The 15,289-nt window shown below is 35.9% G+C and carries 15 protein-coding genes; 8 read left to right on the forward strand and 7 right to left on the reverse strand.

The features are described from left to right. Positions 1-21: 21 nt before the first annotated feature. Complete coding sequence (locus N3F66_04930) at positions 22-963, reverse strand: DUF523 and DUF1722 domain-containing protein (protein ID MCX8123491.1); 942 nt, start codon at positions 961-963, stop codon at positions 22-24. Between the two features lie 256 nt (positions 964-1,219). Here N3F66_04930 and N3F66_04935 point away from each other — a divergent pair, with 256 nt between their 5' ends. Continuing rightward, positions 1,220-2,761: a methyl-accepting chemotaxis protein gene (locus N3F66_04935; protein ID MCX8123492.1), complete on the forward strand. Its 1,542-nt coding sequence runs from the start codon at positions 1,220-1,222 to the stop codon at positions 2,759-2,761. 2 nt (positions 2,762-2,763) lie between these two features. Here the strand turns inward: N3F66_04935 and N3F66_04940 are convergent, their stop codons facing one another. The 3 genes from N3F66_04940 to N3F66_04950 form a co-directional block, all read right to left on the reverse strand. Next, on the reverse strand, positions 2,764-4,788 hold the full coding sequence (locus N3F66_04940) for a U32 family peptidase (protein MCX8123493.1): 2,025 nt from the start codon (positions 4,786-4,788) through the stop codon (positions 2,764-2,766). Next, positions 4,785-6,506, reverse strand: coding sequence for an amidohydrolase family protein (locus tag N3F66_04945; protein MCX8123494.1), 1,722 nt, complete (start codon positions 6,504-6,506; stop codon positions 4,785-4,787). Before N3F66_04945 ends, N3F66_04940 begins: the two co-directional genes overlap by 4 nt. A gap of 215 nt (positions 6,507-6,721) precedes the next feature. Next, positions 6,722-7,201 (reverse strand): hypothetical protein, encoded by a 480-nt coding sequence (locus N3F66_04950; GenBank protein ID MCX8123495.1) that lies wholly within the window; start codon positions 7,199-7,201, stop codon positions 6,722-6,724. Between the two features lie 155 nt (positions 7,202-7,356). Here N3F66_04950 and N3F66_04955 point away from each other — a divergent pair, with 155 nt between their 5' ends. Then, a complete protein-coding gene (locus N3F66_04955; GenBank protein ID MCX8123496.1) occupies positions 7,357-7,947 on the forward strand; it encodes a TetR/AcrR family transcriptional regulator in 591 nt (196 codons plus the stop codon). Here the strand turns inward: N3F66_04955 and N3F66_04960 are convergent. Further along, positions 7,933-9,534 (reverse strand): acyl-CoA dehydrogenase family protein, encoded by a 1,602-nt coding sequence (locus tag N3F66_04960; protein MCX8123497.1) that lies wholly within the window; start codon positions 9,532-9,534, stop codon positions 7,933-7,935. The genes N3F66_04955 and N3F66_04960 overlap by 15 nt on opposite strands. A 529-nt stretch (positions 9,535-10,063) precedes the next feature. Between N3F66_04960 and N3F66_04965 the strand changes: the two genes are divergently transcribed. After that, complete coding sequence (locus tag N3F66_04965; protein ID MCX8123498.1) at positions 10,064-10,900, forward strand: hypothetical protein; 837 nt, start codon at positions 10,064-10,066, stop codon at positions 10,898-10,900. A gap of 5 nt (positions 10,901-10,905) precedes the next feature. On the opposite strand, the gene N3F66_04970 is transcribed toward N3F66_04965, so the two are convergent. Beyond that, positions 10,906-11,433 carry an AAA family ATPase gene (locus N3F66_04970; GenBank protein ID MCX8123499.1) on the reverse strand — a complete coding sequence of 176 codons (528 nt, stop codon included), beginning with the start codon at positions 11,431-11,433 and terminating at the stop codon, positions 10,906-10,908. A 226-nt stretch (positions 11,434-11,659) separates the two neighbouring features. Then, entirely contained in the window at positions 11,660-12,589 is a 930-nt protein-coding gene (locus N3F66_04975; protein MCX8123500.1) for a DNA-processing protein DprA, read from the reverse strand. Positions 12,590-12,857: 268 nt separating this feature from the next. Between N3F66_04975 and N3F66_04980 the strand changes: the two genes are divergently transcribed. From N3F66_04980 to N3F66_05000, 5 genes are all read left to right on the forward strand, one after another. Then, positions 12,858-12,980, forward strand: coding sequence for a hypothetical protein (locus tag N3F66_04980; GenBank protein MCX8123501.1), 123 nt, complete (start codon positions 12,858-12,860; stop codon positions 12,978-12,980). A gap of 51 nt (positions 12,981-13,031) precedes the next feature. After that, positions 13,032-13,970, forward strand: coding sequence for a DUF4384 domain-containing protein (locus N3F66_04985; protein ID MCX8123502.1), 939 nt, complete (start codon positions 13,032-13,034; stop codon positions 13,968-13,970). 127 nt (positions 13,971-14,097) lie between these two features. Next, positions 14,098-14,364, forward strand: a complete 267-nt coding sequence (locus tag N3F66_04990; protein MCX8123503.1) for a hypothetical protein — start codon at positions 14,098-14,100, stop codon at positions 14,362-14,364. Further along, complete coding sequence (locus N3F66_04995; protein ID MCX8123504.1) at positions 14,357-14,935, forward strand: hypothetical protein; 579 nt, start codon at positions 14,357-14,359, stop codon at positions 14,933-14,935. Before N3F66_04990 ends, N3F66_04995 begins: the two co-directional genes overlap by 8 nt. Continuing rightward, entirely contained in the window at positions 14,936-15,289 is a 354-nt protein-coding gene (locus tag N3F66_05000) for a hypothetical protein (protein ID MCX8123505.1), read from the forward strand. It abuts the gene before it with no gap.

Below are 15,289 nucleotides of genomic sequence, written 5' to 3' on the forward strand. Positions count from 1 at the left end.
TGCTCTGCAATAGGGCATGGATTACTGCATGGCTAATTCCTCCGGATATGGACTAAGATATTTTTGCGATAGCAAGTAGCTATCGTTGAATCGATGAGCCCAATTGAGCAAAAGTTCTGTTAGTACATTTCGACGTATTTTATTTTTGCTATATTTATCAATGAGGTGAAGGAAATGCTTTTTTTCATTCACATTAAGTTTATCTGAGAAATAGCCAAATATATGGAGCAGGGTATTCACATGCTGTTTATGGGAAGGCTTTTTCCTAAATGCAGAAACAAATACATCCCTGTATTCATTAATTAGTGTGTTTAGCTGCCCTTTTGTGTAACTGGCTACTATCCTGCCTAACTGAGCAAGTTTTTTTTGATTATATGTCATTAAAATATATTTATAATTTTGATGAAACTGTATTACACTTTGTATGTCAGGGTTTTTTGAAAATGTTTGACGTATGTCAGCAAATGTAAAGATCCTTACAAGAAAGTGTTCGCGGATCTCTTCATCGCGAAGCCTTCCTTCATCTTCACAAGGGATATTGTCAAACCGTTCAAGCACATGCATGGCAAATAGCCCCTTCCCTTTGCTGTGAAATATGGTACCCTTGCTGTCTTTGTAAATTTTAGTTCCTGAAATGCCACATGATGGTGATTTTGCTTTAAGTATAAAACCATCAATATCATGAAGTGCTTCAAGATGTGATTTGGCAAATTGATGCATTGCATGGGTTACATCTTTTCCGGTTCCAGGCTGAAATAATTTACATTGGCCGTTGTCATAATATACTAAAATTCTATCTCTGGGTACTCCTAATCCTATTGCTATTTCAGGGCACACGTTAATAGAGTGACAAAATTTTAAAAGAGAGCTAACAAACTCATCATGTATTGTTTGGCCATTATAACGTACATTTTGGCCATTAAGGCATGCACTAACACAGATAGTTGGCGTTGGAAATTGCAAATTGCTAACCCTTTGGTTTATTTTTTTATAAATACGCATAGCCTACTTTTTAAAAAGTTTTTCAACATATGCATAAATATAAAGTATAATCATACGGCCCACAATGTACGTCAATTCTTCACGCCAAACATCAATATCAAATTAATTCATATAGGAATAGTATATAATGTTTAGTGTGCTGTCAAGAATAAATTTTGGTTGACCGTCCATCCAGTATATGATATTATGCCATCGATTTTAATATGAGGGTAACAGTATGTTTCGCAATAGAATAATGGTACTATACAAAGAGGAAAATCCTCTTATAAAGAAAAGGTCTTTATTGCTGTATGTGATGAATGGCGTTATATTAAGTGTAATACTTCCCCTCCCATTGATAATCTTACTGGTGAGAGGTGATTTTTTACGACCTTTTATTATTGGAATTGTACCTGCAATTGGCACTATGATTAGTTTGTTAGTCTTAATGAGGGGTAAATATTTTTCTGCAGCAAATGTAACATCGTTAACGACATCAGTTGCAATTGTAATTGGTATATACCTGCAATTTAGCGGAACAAAGGGAATGGGGTATTCATCCATGGTGTATTTAATGCCTGCGGGGATTGTGTTTTCCTCGCTTTTTTGCAGTAGAGTATGGACTACCGGAATTGCTCTGTTTTTTTTCATAAGTAACTGTTTGTTTTATTATTTAAATACCATGCAGGCAGTTATTGAAAAAAAGATTTTATTCACAGGGTTTGTAGATAGTAGTATGTCAATCATATTCTGTTATGCATTATCATTTTTAATAGTGAAAATTATGAAAGAGTCTATGCAGGAGATTCAAGAAGAATCTGATAAGAATAAACAACAATATATAACATTGAAGCAGCTTGTGGGTGCAATACAGGATGCATCATCACACTTGATGGACGCTGTTGTGCAGATGCGGAAGATGACTACAAAACTTTCAGAGCAGGCACAGAGCCAGGCTGCTTCAGTAGAGGAGGTAACTTCAGCCATTGAAGAAGTGAATGCAAGTATGGATATGGTTAGCCAGCATGTAAAAGAGCAAACGGTAAACCTCAAGACGCTTGATGGTCTCACGAGTGATTTTACTCAGCTTGTTGAACAGCTCAAAGCTACCATAGATACTGCTGCGCAGAAGATTTATGCCACAGCTCAGCAATCACAAAAAAATGAAAAAACACTGGAAGAGCTTAACACTACAATGCATGATGTTGGAATAAAATCACAGCAGATGAATTCTGTTGCCGACGTTATTGATTCCATTGCAGAGCAAATAAGCCTGCTGGCATTGAATGCTTCAATTGAGGCTGCCAGAGCAGGTGAGGCGGGGAGAGGTTTTGCAGTTGTAGCAGATGAAATATCAAAGCTCTCGGATCAAACATCTCAAAGTTTGAAAGAGATATATAATTTAATTAGGGAAACAGAAAGCCAGATTCAGAAAGGAATACATATTGTTCAAGAAACAGTAACAGCAATGAGCATCGTAATAGGTAATGTAGGGCAGATTGCCGATGATATACAGAAAATCAGTGAAATCATGCAAGTGCAGGCTGAAAAAAATAAAATAATCAGCAATAAAACAAAGGAAACACATGCACATGCAGATGAAATCAATTATTCTGCAAGTGAACAGATGGTTGCGTTGGGCGAAGTTGCCAAATCCATTTCCATGATTAATGAGTATACACAGGACTTATCAAATGCTGTGATGAATCTTGTGGAAATAGCAAAGGATGTGGATTTTCAGTCAACTGCGCTTATGGAAAAAATCAGGTTTGTTGGATGAATTTATTGAGTGCAGTCAGTAAGTATATCATAATATTTGTAGTGTTGTACACAAAATTTCTTCCCTTTATGTTCTAAGATAGCATCAGGCATGCACAGTCTGGTTATCATGTATCGACGTGGCGTTTTAAATTTGATATATTCCTTATAATTTAAAATTGAAAACGCAGAGTTTTGTAAATCTTCTGATACAGTAAAATAGCTAATACCATGATGCTTAAATGCTTGGTAAGTATATGAATTTACAATATAGCAATAATCCCCTGCACATACAATTGCATTTTTGTTTTTGAAATATTCTAGCCATCCATACGTTGGTATAATAAAACGGGTGTGGCCATTTGCTATGAGCATGTCAATTTTTTGAATAGTATCATCTAACGCATTTTGTGGTACAAAAACTGGCAATTCAATAAAAGTCTCTGCATTGATTTGGGAATGCTGAATATTTTCAAATTCAATATAGTGATGTGTTTTTACAGTGGGTACTATTGCGCTGTTATCTTCCTGAATAGATTTGATGTATGCAGCAATTTTGCTTTTTCTTGTTTGATTATTATGTTGCAAGTACAGCTTGAAATCATTATATAATTTGGAATATACATCACGGCGTATTTGCTTTACAACAGAAAGCGGGATAAAAATACCATCCTTAACGTTTACGGTAACAATAGCTGTAAATGGGAAACTGGATGTCTGCTGAAAGATTTCTTCAATATTACATGCCGATAGCTCATGTGCCAGTGCTTTCTGTACAGGAACCTGTACACAATATTCCTTTGAAAAATCTTTGATTGAAGCATTAATATTTATTTGATGGTCAATATCAATATGTACATGTGCAATATATGGTTTGTATGGAACTTTTTTAAGTTGCTGCAAATATGATAGTTCTCTGCTTTCACCTATTTGGTATACATCCATTGGAGTTTCTCCCTTAATTCTGATAAACCATGTAAGAATGCCCTGGTTTGCATTGTACGTGTAATGTAGCAATGTACCTTCATGAATTTTTTTCCCAAAACGGTCAATAATCCGCAAGCGTGCCCCTTTTGTGATGTTATGGATGGTTTTTATTATACATGAGTTGGAATTGATAGTGATTACCGTGCCAATGAATGTTCCTGCCACACCAGGCTTTTGGGTATCAACTAGTTTTTCATAAGAGCTATCGAACATATATCCTTTGCTTGAGTTGCGAAGGGTTGGTGGATTGCTTTTATAGCTGGTGCCATGAAAAAGTGAGTCAATTAATTTCCTATAATAGCTTACAACATCTTTAATATACCAGGTGCTTTTTAAGCGCCCTTCAATTTTAAAATTTGTAATCCCTGCATTAATGTAATCAAGTATTGATGGTCCTATTGCCAAATCCTTCATGGAGAAAGGGTAACGTGTTTTATTTGATACTGCAAATGGGAAGCGGCATGGCTGTAAACATCTACCTCTGTTGCCTGATTCTCCAAACAGGTAAGACGAGAAAAGACAGCATCCTGAAAATGAAAAACACATGGCACCATGAATAAATACTTCATAGTCAAGGGGTACTTTGTGCACTATGCTTTTGATTTCATTAAGCGATAGCTCCCGCGGCAATATAATGCGTGACACACCTAAGTTTTTAAGAAATTGCGCATGCAAGCTGTTATGACAGAATGTTTGCGTTGAAGCATGAATCGCTAAAGAAGGAAAGTAGGTGCGCATGAGGTGAATAAGCCCAATATCTTGCACTATAACTGCATCTACTTTTACATCCTCTGCAACGTCAAGAATATCAATTACCTGTTCAAATTCGCTGTCAAATATTAATGTATTGAGGGTAAGATATACTTTTTTATCATGGTGATGTGCATAGTTGACTGCAAATTTAAATTCATCGATAGTGAAATTTTTTGCACGTTTGCGAGCATTAAAATCTTTAAGACCAAGATACACAGCATCAGCACCAGCTTGTAGTGCAACTATAAAAGCTTCGGGTGAACCTGCCGGGGCAAGGAGTTCAATACTGTGTTGTTCTATTTTCCTCATGCTTTTAATACTTTACCAGGCATTACACCATGCGTTATTTTTCCGTTTTCAACAATATGGCATCCATTTATAAATACATGTTCTATACCTTTTGCAGCAGCTGGTTTACCTTCTTTAGTAAAATTTTCATTTATTGTGTTTGGGTCAAAGATTACTAAATCTGCATACGCATTATTTTTAATTATACCACGGTTTTCTAAATTATAACGACTTGCAGCAAGGCTAGTAATCCTCCGGATTGCTTCTTCAAGAGGGAACAAACCCAACTCGCGCGCATAGTGCCCTAAAAAGCGGGGAAAACATCCATATGCTGAAGGCGGGGGAGTGCCTTCCTCATAAGAAGGTAGAATAGAATCCGCACCTATGCTCATCATTGGGTGTGTAAGCATAGTATTGAACATCTTCTCAAGCCAGGGCCGTGCGGGATAGCCATAGGTGTATGTTACTTCGCCTTCTTCTTCAAGTGTCAATCTGCACAGTGCATTAAATGGATCTGTTTTCCACACTTTTGCAATTTCAATAAATGTTTTTCCTTCAGCCCAACGGTTTTTGGGACTTTTTACCGATAGCACTCGCACAGGTTTCCACCCAATTGCCCGAATGTGAGGATCAGACCATGAATCTTCCTCCCAGTGAGGCCACTTTGGTACTGTTGTTTCCATCTGCTTTTTTATTTTCTGCCGTATATCGGGATTTTTGAGGCGCTCTAGTAGTTTTCTGCGTCCACCTCTGTTAACCCACGGTGGAAATAATGCTGTGATTGTGGTGTTCCCCATGGTATAAGGGAGTGCATCCATCCCAATATCAATTCCTCTATCGATAGCTCTATTAATAATTTCCAAACCTTTCTCTAAAGCCGGATTAGGTATTCCGGGCAAGGGAATGATAGTGTTGATTGCTTCAATGATGTTAAAGAAATATGGTAGCACATTGCTGATTAAGGGAAGAAATGGCAATGAGTGAAGGTGTGAGATTTGCAATGGCACTCCCGCGCTTTCAGCTATGGTTACTGCTTCTGTGATAGAGTATGGCAATGTGGTGCAGTATCCCCTGAGATGTGACACATAGGGCCTGCCATATTCACTTGTAACTTTAGCTAATTCAATAAGCTCATCGGTATGAGCATACATGCCGGGATAATACATTAGCCCCGTTGAAAAGCCAACACAACCAGCATTCATTGATTCGCGTAAAAGCTTTTTCATACGCGAAAGTTCTTCATCTGTACAAAATCGGTTTTCATCTCCCATTACTGAAATGCGGATTGGGCCATGTGCTGCAAGCTGAGCGACGTTAATCATCAGTTGAGTTTTTTCAATATAAGAAAAGTACTCTTTCATCGATTCCCAATAAAATTGCTTAACTGGTACACTCATGCTCTGGATAAGCTCTAAAACCATTGATTTGTATTTGTCAATACATGGCGCCATGGCCCAGCCGCAGTTGCCAACAACTGCTGTGGTAACACCTTGTTGCACAAATGATGAAAACCTATGTACAGGATCTTGATCAACTATATACAAGTCGTGGTGGGAATGAATATCAATAAATCCTGGGGCAATAATTTTGTCAGAAGCATCAACACTTTCTTTTGCAACAGCATCATTTAGTTGATTATCGAGTATAATCCGATCTTTTAGTATTGCGATTGTTCCTTTATATGCTTTTTTTCCTGTACCATCAATTATGGTACCATTTTTAATTATGTAATCAAACATACACTGCACCTCTTTTCATTTTGATTTACAGTATAATAATAACAAGAATTGCTTACAACTCATAGTGTATTGTTTGATTACTAAAATTTTCAAGTTATTTTATGGATGAAGATTGAATGATGTAAAGATAGAAGTGCAACTTTAGTAGGTAGCAGGTCAATAGTATAATATTTTTGCGATAGCTGTCAAATTATGGTACTTATGGCAGAAACACCTTATTTTAGTATCTTGGGTGGTGGTCCCCAGTAGAATTTGAGGCAATGGATGCCTTTTTCTCTATAAAAATCAAAAGTATATGACCTGTTTTCATAATAACGCGGAAGATTAAATGGATAGTTATCGGTATTAATTTCTTTTAATCGCTTCTTGAAGTATTCAAAAAATTCAACAAGTACATTATCCACACAAAAAGCAATAATATTGGCAACTGACATCTTCCATAGCTTCTTTACATCTAAAAAAAACTCATATTCTGAATGGTACAATACCAAATGCACTCTCTTCCAAGGCTCATCTTGCTTACGTTTTCGGTATGCTATGCGTTTAAAAGCCATATATTGCTTTTTTTCTTTTTTGGCTGCATACATCACCATATATACTATAAACGATCGTAATGGAAGCGATAGTTTTTTAGAATAGGAATGCAGAATAGCTAAATGCTGAAATGAAATACAGGTTGTAGTTTCACAATCCATAATTTCCTCCCAAAAATTTATATTTGTGATGGAGATACTACCACATAGAATAATTATGTCAATACAATAAATCAGGAATATCTTTTAAAGCATAACTGGTCAACGATTATAATATTATCTTGACATACAAATGAATACACGCACACTATACGAGTATGAAAAATGCAAAGTCTTTTCAACAGTTAAAAGAATCTGAAAAGGAAAACAGGAAAAAAATTATCATTGATGCAGCAGAACGCGTGTTTGCATCAAAACCATTTAATCAGGTAACAATGCGTGATATTGCCAAGGAAGCAGGCATTACCCCCGGAGCAATTTACCGGCATTTCCCTGACCAGCAGTCGCTTTTTGTCGAAGCTTTTTTACGAGGAGCAGAAAAAATAATTAAGGAGTTAGAACAGATTATATCAAAGAGCAAAAATCCATTAAAAGATGCTATCGCCATATTTTTAAAATTTTTAATGAAAAATGACCAGTATTTCAGGATGATGACGCATTTTATGCTTGATGCCCAGTTGAGCCTGGACCTGGTTGAAAAGCTCAATGACGCTGAGCGGAAGTTGCTTGACCAGTTTACTAAATTATTTAACAAAAAGCCAAATCCACGGTTACATGCACATAGCCTCTTTGCTGCACTAAACGGCATAGTTATTACATTTCACAATTATCCTGGCAGAAGTAAGAAAGATATTCACCAGCACATGAATCGCCTTGGTGATATGCTGTATCAGCTATTTTCTAAGTGATGTTAACTCCTGTGCATGTTCTACTTCATGCAATGCACAATTCTGGAATTCATGTAAAAGGTCATGACACGCATTTTCCCATAGAAGACAGAACTTGGCATTGTCCTGCCCGGGATAGATAAAATTGCTCTGCACACATTCAGAAAATAACGCTGCAATTTTGTTCACTAGACTGGTTTCTGCATTGTACAGAATGTCTTTAATAAATTCATTCACAGGATACCATGTCGATGCCCGCTGAATGTCACGGTAAATTTGCGTTAAGAGTACATTGCGTGGACCTTCCCATAATTCGTTGATCATCATATCTCGAAAAAGACGAGGCAGGCTTGAAAAATCTTCCATAACACCATGTCCACCAAATACTGATATTGCCTTTCGCAACACATCAGTTGCGTCCCACGAAGCCACAATTTTTTGTAACATAATGAGTATTCTAACGCAAAAGCGCTTTCGTTGTATTTCTACATCTTCATCAGTTATCAATCCGCCTCGCAATCCACCAGGCAAGGATTGGAATAGTTCATAGATTTTGAATGCACCAGCAAGTGTACGCTTTGCATAATGATTTAATTCTTCAAGTTGACGCTTGAGCAGTGGGAACTGATTGATAGCAAATCCAAATGCAGTGCGAAATTGTGCATACTGTGTTGCTTCTCGTGCAGCGCGTATCATAGCCGCTGCAGCAGATAATCCCACTGTTAATCGGGAATGTGTGAGCACTATCCCCACCACATTTGCAATGCCTCGTTCAATTGGCCCTACTTTATAGGCGATAGCTCCATTGAATGTAATCTCTGCTGTGGGAAGTTCTGCGGTACCAAGTTTCCATTTGAGTCTGTCGATAGTATATCCATTGCGTTTTTGAAGATTTTTATCAATATATGATGGCATGACAAACAAACCAACATGCTCTGAACCTTTGGGACGGGCAGTAATAACAACATAATCAGCATGTGTGGCCGAACAGAAAAACTTTTTACCGTAAAGGAGCCAGTGGTCACCATTTTCTACTGCTTCTACATCGTTGGCAGCAACATCCGAACCACCCTGTATCTCGGATAGGTATTGAGCACCAATACCAAAATTGCCATTGATACCTTCTTTGCAATGTACCAGGATTTTTTCAAGTTCCGGATGGTCATGGTATTGCTCAAGTAGCGCAACCAATCCTTCAGTACACACGAGTGGACATGCAATACCAGCTTCACCATTTTGATAAATCAATATTTGTTTTACAAGGCGTTCCCATGGTAAAGTTTTTGAAGAAAATATCCCTTGGCCAAAAACTTCTTTTTCCATTTCTTCTAGTGCCGTTGGGCGTATGATACGGTCAATACGGTGGTTGTGACCATCATAGTGCTGCATAAAAATCCTGTTATGGGGTTGAGCAATCTCATCAGCTATATCACGCCAACGGTATGAGGCTAATCTGGATAGCTCCCTTGTACGGATATCAACTGTTTCAAAATCATCTTTTGAAAAGTACCTGGTTACCTTTTGCAAAAAAAGGTCATCAGCGTAATAGTCTATATTATTTCTCCATTGCAGGTATTCATCAAAGCTGTAGGATGTATTTTTTGCCATAATCCCTCCTTATAGTAAACAATATTTACGCAAGTAAACCATATTTACTTTAAAATATTTTGTCAAACATTTATTTCTTGTTTTTCTGGATTTTGGAATAACAATGTTATAGTAATTTAGCACATATCAAATTGTCTGTGATGCATTTATTCTCATTTCTTACAACGTATATTTTTAAAAACTTTGATGTAATCATGTTTATATATAAATATTAGCAATGCTACAATTCTTGGATTTATTTTAAACTGTTGTAACTTTTTACCTGCAATAATAAGTACCATTGCAAGGATACTAAAAGCGTAGAAATTGTATTAGATTTTTTATCACACTTGTGATTTTTATTGAATTTAAGCATTTTGGAAAATCTACTTTTAATCTAACCATATCATATGTGCATGCTTGTTACTTTGCTTAAAGCATTACCAAAGAGTGCATTCTAATACTTCTTTGCATTGTAAAAAAATAAAAGGATTGCTATATTGACGGTGTGTTAACACATTGATAATATACATAAATAAGGGCTTGATGTATGGATGACATAAAAAAAATAAATGAGCTAATTTTGCAGCGTTTGCAGCAACCGTTTATAGCAGACAATAATGCTTTGCATTTTATTGAATCATCATTAGGTTTGTTTCCTGAACAGATATCTGAAAGCATATTGGAAGAGTATGGAATTATTGATTTGATTGTGGTGCCCGACGAACAATTCAGAAAAATTATTGAACCATATATACCCGCAAAAGGGATACCTGAAGAAAATGTTAATGAGATAGTGTTTGGAATTGAAAGATATATTACATATATATCATTACATATAGCAGGTCAGGTAATTACATATAGTGATCCTTCAGTTTATAAAACGTTTGTGACAAAACTATACTTACCAAAAGAAAATATTCCTATACCAAACAATCAACAACTATTGAACAAATACATTACTGCCAGAATAGCAGTGCGATTGTATGCAAAAATTGAAAATTTACAGATAATTAAAAGGCTAATCGATAACCTTGTTTTTGAAAATGATGAATCCCTATTGTATGATTGCATAAAGCTATTTTCACACATAGTGTATGATACCGCAGATATATATACTGCTTTATCTGTTCAGAAACAGCGGTTGCAAAAACAATTGCTTGAAATGTACGAATTTAAACAGCTTATGCAGGTATACAGTATGGAATTCTTAATGTCAGTACGAAGGAATGTTCCTTTAACAGATCAGCGCTCACTACTGTATCAGATAACATTAATTGATACGATATGTACTGCACTCTTTGGCATTCCTGCAAAAGGCTTTGTGCACGATTTAGAATTTGAAATTAATGATTATACTATAAATCAGTTATTCAATAGACTGTAGCAGTTCTATTCAGTCAGTGTAAAATCATTGATTATAAGTACGTCATGAAAACCTTCCTGTTTTGAAGGCAATTCTTTTTTACTGTGTAATTGACGGATTACATACTCTGGTATGGTTAATTGTAAACGCTTGCTCTGCTCCAAACATTTTTCAAGGGGCGTATCAAGAAATATAGCACCTATTGTTTTTTTATTTTCCTTTGCAATAGTGATAAAACGTTGCCGGGATTTTTTTGTCATAAAGGTATTGATGATCAGTACATTGCGCTTATTCTGAATAAAGTGTTCGGTTATTTTACGCTCAACGTGTTTTGCAAGCACATCATCTTCTTCTGTAAATTTTTCAGCTGCCCATGGCTCACCAAAGTGAGTCATCTCGTACATAAGTTTTCTGAGTTCCAATCGTGAAATACGGTATAATCCAGAATTTTTAAAATATGTATTTGCAAATTCAGTTTTTCCTGATCCGTATAATCCGCATAGAAGAACTATATTGTATGTTTTGAATTTTTCTATTGCTTCGTAATATTTCATTTTCTTTCTCCTATATAAATTATTATCATTTCATACTTAAATTATGAAGTGACCTAAAGAATCTATATGTAAATAAGAGATTTTTCCCATATTTTATCCCGACCCGGATGAAAATGTAAATATTGGAATCTCCGTGATATCAACATTATTGCAATGGATATCATGATGTGAATATAAAATCCAATATCTATTATACTATCGACATTATAATGGCAAAAAACAATACTTAGTTACTATCGCCATACCTGGCCTTTGCAATACATGCATCCATATTAGGAACCAGGACATCATTCTGTATGCGGCCACGTAAAGGGGTTGCTTGGTAATCTTTAATAAGAACCGGGTTACCTATAGCACTATCCGGGTATTTTGCATATTCAACCACAAATAGCGGAGTTTTATATTTTTTTGCACTTTTTGCTGCTTCAAAACATCCTGCATTGTTTGCCGTTTCAATGATGATAAGCGCATTAACCATGGCAGCAATCATACTGTTACGCTTATATGAATTGTGCAGGGCATATTCTTCCTGTGGGACAAAAGGAGAAATAAAAAGCCATTGTGACAGATTAATACTGTCTTTGAGAATATCCGGGATAATCAAATTATCCATGCCCATAGGTATAACCACAATTGTGTTACCACCAGCTTCTACCGCCCCACGATGCGCCATGATTTGAGGACCCTTGGCAAAGCCACTTACTACAGTAATAGAATGCCGTGCTGCTATTGATGCTGCGTGATAGGCAATGTGGTAACCACGCTCGCTTGCATTGTGGTCGGATAGTAGTGCAATTGTGATTGTTTTGATAATATCACTATTTCCAAAAAAATACAATATGGGTGGAGGGTAATCTATATTCTTTAGAATTTTTTCTGGATAGCGGCTATCAAAAAAAAGAACGGGTTCAATGTTTTTTTCAATCAGGTCTTCGTATTCTTTTTCTGTTTTGTCGATAGCTCTTGGGATTTTTGCAATGTACTGGCTCAACTCTAATGAAAGACCGGTTTCATGAGCTATCGCTTTTGGCTCAAGCTCAAAAATGTCATACAGCGACAGCTGAAGGCTTGCAAGCAATGAATGAATTTTTTTTAATGAGGCAATGCCTATGCCTTCAATACGCGATAATGCCATCCATAATTTTGTGTCGTTCATAGCTAGTAGTGTGCGTTTGATTATTGATAGCGATTGTGAGTGTGGAATATATTTAATCAACAATATTTTTGTGCTATTGTGCGTTATTTCTTAAATATATATATTGATAAAGTAGTTAAAATGAAAAAAATGTTTTTTACTGGAGCGATAATTATCTTGAAATTTTTATGCTGTATGATTAAAAGCGAGTCATGGGCTATTTACGTATGTTCTAGTAGAAGGTTTAAAAGGAAAAGCTGATTATGATAAAGATGGTTTTATTAAAACTTTGGAATTAGCAAATTATGTAGATGATCAGGTTCCAGCATTAGCTGAAAGGTTATTCAAAAAGGGTCAATATCCAACTGCCACGCCACATGGGCAGGCATTCCCAATTGGGAGGATAAAGTAATGGTTGTTATGTAATAGCATGTATCACAATATACTACAGTGAGGTGATAGTATGCAAATACGAATTCTTTTTATCAACTTTATTGTACTATTGTCTTTAACAGTTAATGGGTATGCTCAGGAATATATTACTACCGGTATTATGCCATTTACTGCTGCTAACAGGAATCAGTCTGAAGTGGTTGTTTCTCAATTAACAAAGTCTCTACAGCAGTACCCGTTTATAAAATTAGTTGAGCGTTCACAGATGCAAAGTATTGTCAATGAAATCCAGCTTTCTATGACAGGACTTGTGAATGAACAAAGCGCTTTGCAGCAAGGGAAGATTTTAGGAATAAAGGTTATGATTTTTGGAGCTATCGACAAAAATACGATAAGTGCACGGGCAGTGCATACTGAAACAGGGCGGGTGATTGCTTCATCAAGCCATACGTTTCAAGCTGTAGAACAGGTTGGCACCGAATTGGCTTTGGGTATTGAAAGCTTTCTGGCACGTGAAAATTTAAAGAAAATGCGTAACGATAGCCCCGATATTCAAGTTGATTTTTGGGTTGAAACAAAAGACGGTAAAAAAGTAGATCCCAATCAGGGCTTAAAAATTGGCAATTCAGTTAAGTTTAAATTCAAAGCTAATAAATCAGGCTATGTGACAATTGTAGATATACAGCCCAATGGCGAAGTAGTGATTCTTTTTCCAAACCAGTTTAAGCAGGACAATAAGATTATGGCAAACACTGTGTATTCAATTCCTTCTGATGATGACGGATTTGAGTTAACGGTAACTGAGCCAGCAGGTGAGGATACAATAACATTGTTCTTTACTGAAAAAAAGGTTGATTGGCTGGATATGAAGAAGTTGCAGGGTGAAGGTTTTAAAACTGTCAATACCGAAGAGAGGTTTGCTGTCACACGTGGTTTTGCTGTCACTGCTACGCAACTCAACAACAAACAGTGGGAGAGTGTTATATTGAATATAAATGTTAAAAAATAAGGTAATTTCTAAAAACCGTTATTTTGGTTGTCCCCTTGTGGGCACAATACAATAGATAAAACTGCTTACTATTTATATGAATAATTCCGAAAGAGAGCAGTTTTTTATGATTTTTTTAGAGGCACAGATGAAAAGAATATTTATATTTATTGTTATATGTATGATGTGCTTTATGCTAACTGGAATGGCAAATGCAAATGATAACAGTGTGTATGATGATGCAAAGGCAATAGAGCGCGATTCAAAAAATGCCCAAAAAGAAGCAGAAAAGAAAAACTATGACAGTGCAAGAGAAGAAGCCGGTAGGGGGTTTGATACGCCAACAGACCCTTTAAATAGTAACCGTGAGTATGATATTCCAATGCCGGGAGAGCCACAGATTGATAATGAATAAAATTATTTTACCATCAGTAATTGCAATTTTACTATTAGGAGTATTATATGCTAATGATGCCATAATAATTAAATCAGGTTGCTTACGAGCAACGATAAATGCTATCACCTTTGAATTAAAAAATTATCAAGCAAAGTGCAAAGTAGCCAAACAGGCAGGTGATATTAAAACTACAGAAAAAATGAAAAAGAGAATAGCTCAATGCAATGATGATCTCAAACGTTTCACATCAATGTCAGCTGATAATTATCTTTTGCCAGATATATCCACTAACACTGAAAAACAAAAACTTTTTGAATTAGATAAAACATTTGGCCCTCTAATGCCACCTGTAAAAAAAGAAGTAACAATTACCTTCAAAGAAAAATGCAGAGAAGGGGCATTACTTGAAATTGATGGCATAACCAGGTCAGGGCCCTTTTATCATGTGGCTGGAATCGTAAATAATAGCTATGATAATTTGGAAGTAGGGAGGCATTATAAATTGATTATTTATCTTGTGTATAAAAAAGAATATTTTGGTTTTATTCCAAATTATTATGTATATATATCCCATTATGAGGCGATATAAATGATGAAAAGCGTTAAACCCGGCAGGGCTACTTGGCTAGCTTGCTTTATTGGTTCAATAAGTATTGTTGTTTTTGGCATAGCATGGAGTGTGCTTGTTGTACCCTTATTTGCACAGGAAAATGAGATGCAGCAACCCCATCTTTACTTTTTTCTTTTGTTTGGAATTGTTTTTATTGGGATAGGCATTGCCAGCACAATCTTTAATTATAAAAATACTTATAGTAAAAACCGTTATTCATTATATGATGTTGTCGATAGCTCTCAAGAGGACTTTTTTAGATTTAAGACTAACAATTATAACACTAGCACAAATAGTATGAATTATTGTCCATATTGTGGAAATGTCATTTAA

It is taken from the genome of Spirochaetota bacterium (assembly GCA_026414805.1).
GTDB lineage: Bacteria > Spirochaetota > UBA4802 > UBA4802 > UB4802 > UBA4802.

Coding starts and splice junctions, on each gene's coding strand:
- N3F66_04935 (MCX8123492.1), top strand. CDS start 1,220: ATGTTTCGCAATAGAATAATGGTACTATACAAAGAGGAAAATCCTCTT.
- N3F66_04940 (MCX8123493.1), bottom strand. CDS start 4,788: ATGAGGAAAATAGAACAACACAGTATTGAACTCCTTGCCCCGGCAGGT.
- N3F66_04945 (MCX8123494.1), bottom strand. CDS start 6,506: ATGTTTGATTACATAATTAAAAATGGTACCATAATTGATGGTACAGGA.
- N3F66_04950 (MCX8123495.1), bottom strand. CDS start 7,201: ATGGATTGTGAAACTACAACCTGTATTTCATTTCAGCATTTAGCTATT.
- N3F66_04955 (MCX8123496.1), top strand. CDS start 7,357: ATGAAAAATGCAAAGTCTTTTCAACAGTTAAAAGAATCTGAAAAGGAA.
- N3F66_04960 (MCX8123497.1), bottom strand. CDS start 9,534: ATGGCAAAAAATACATCCTACAGCTTTGATGAATACCTGCAATGGAGA.
- N3F66_04965 (MCX8123498.1), top strand. CDS start 10,064: ATGGATGACATAAAAAAAATAAATGAGCTAATTTTGCAGCGTTTGCAG.
- N3F66_04970 (MCX8123499.1), bottom strand. CDS start 11,433: ATGAAATATTACGAAGCAATAGAAAAATTCAAAACATACAATATAGTT.
- N3F66_04975 (MCX8123500.1), bottom strand. CDS start 12,589: ATGAACGACACAAAATTATGGATGGCATTATCGCGTATTGAAGGCATA.
- N3F66_04985 (MCX8123502.1), top strand. CDS start 13,032: ATGCAAATACGAATTCTTTTTATCAACTTTATTGTACTATTGTCTTTA.
- N3F66_04990 (MCX8123503.1), top strand. CDS start 14,098: ATGAAAAGAATATTTATATTTATTGTTATATGTATGATGTGCTTTATG.
- N3F66_04995 (MCX8123504.1), top strand. CDS start 14,357: ATGAATAAAATTATTTTACCATCAGTAATTGCAATTTTACTATTAGGA.
- N3F66_05000 (MCX8123505.1), top strand. CDS start 14,936: ATGATGAAAAGCGTTAAACCCGGCAGGGCTACTTGGCTAGCTTGCTTT.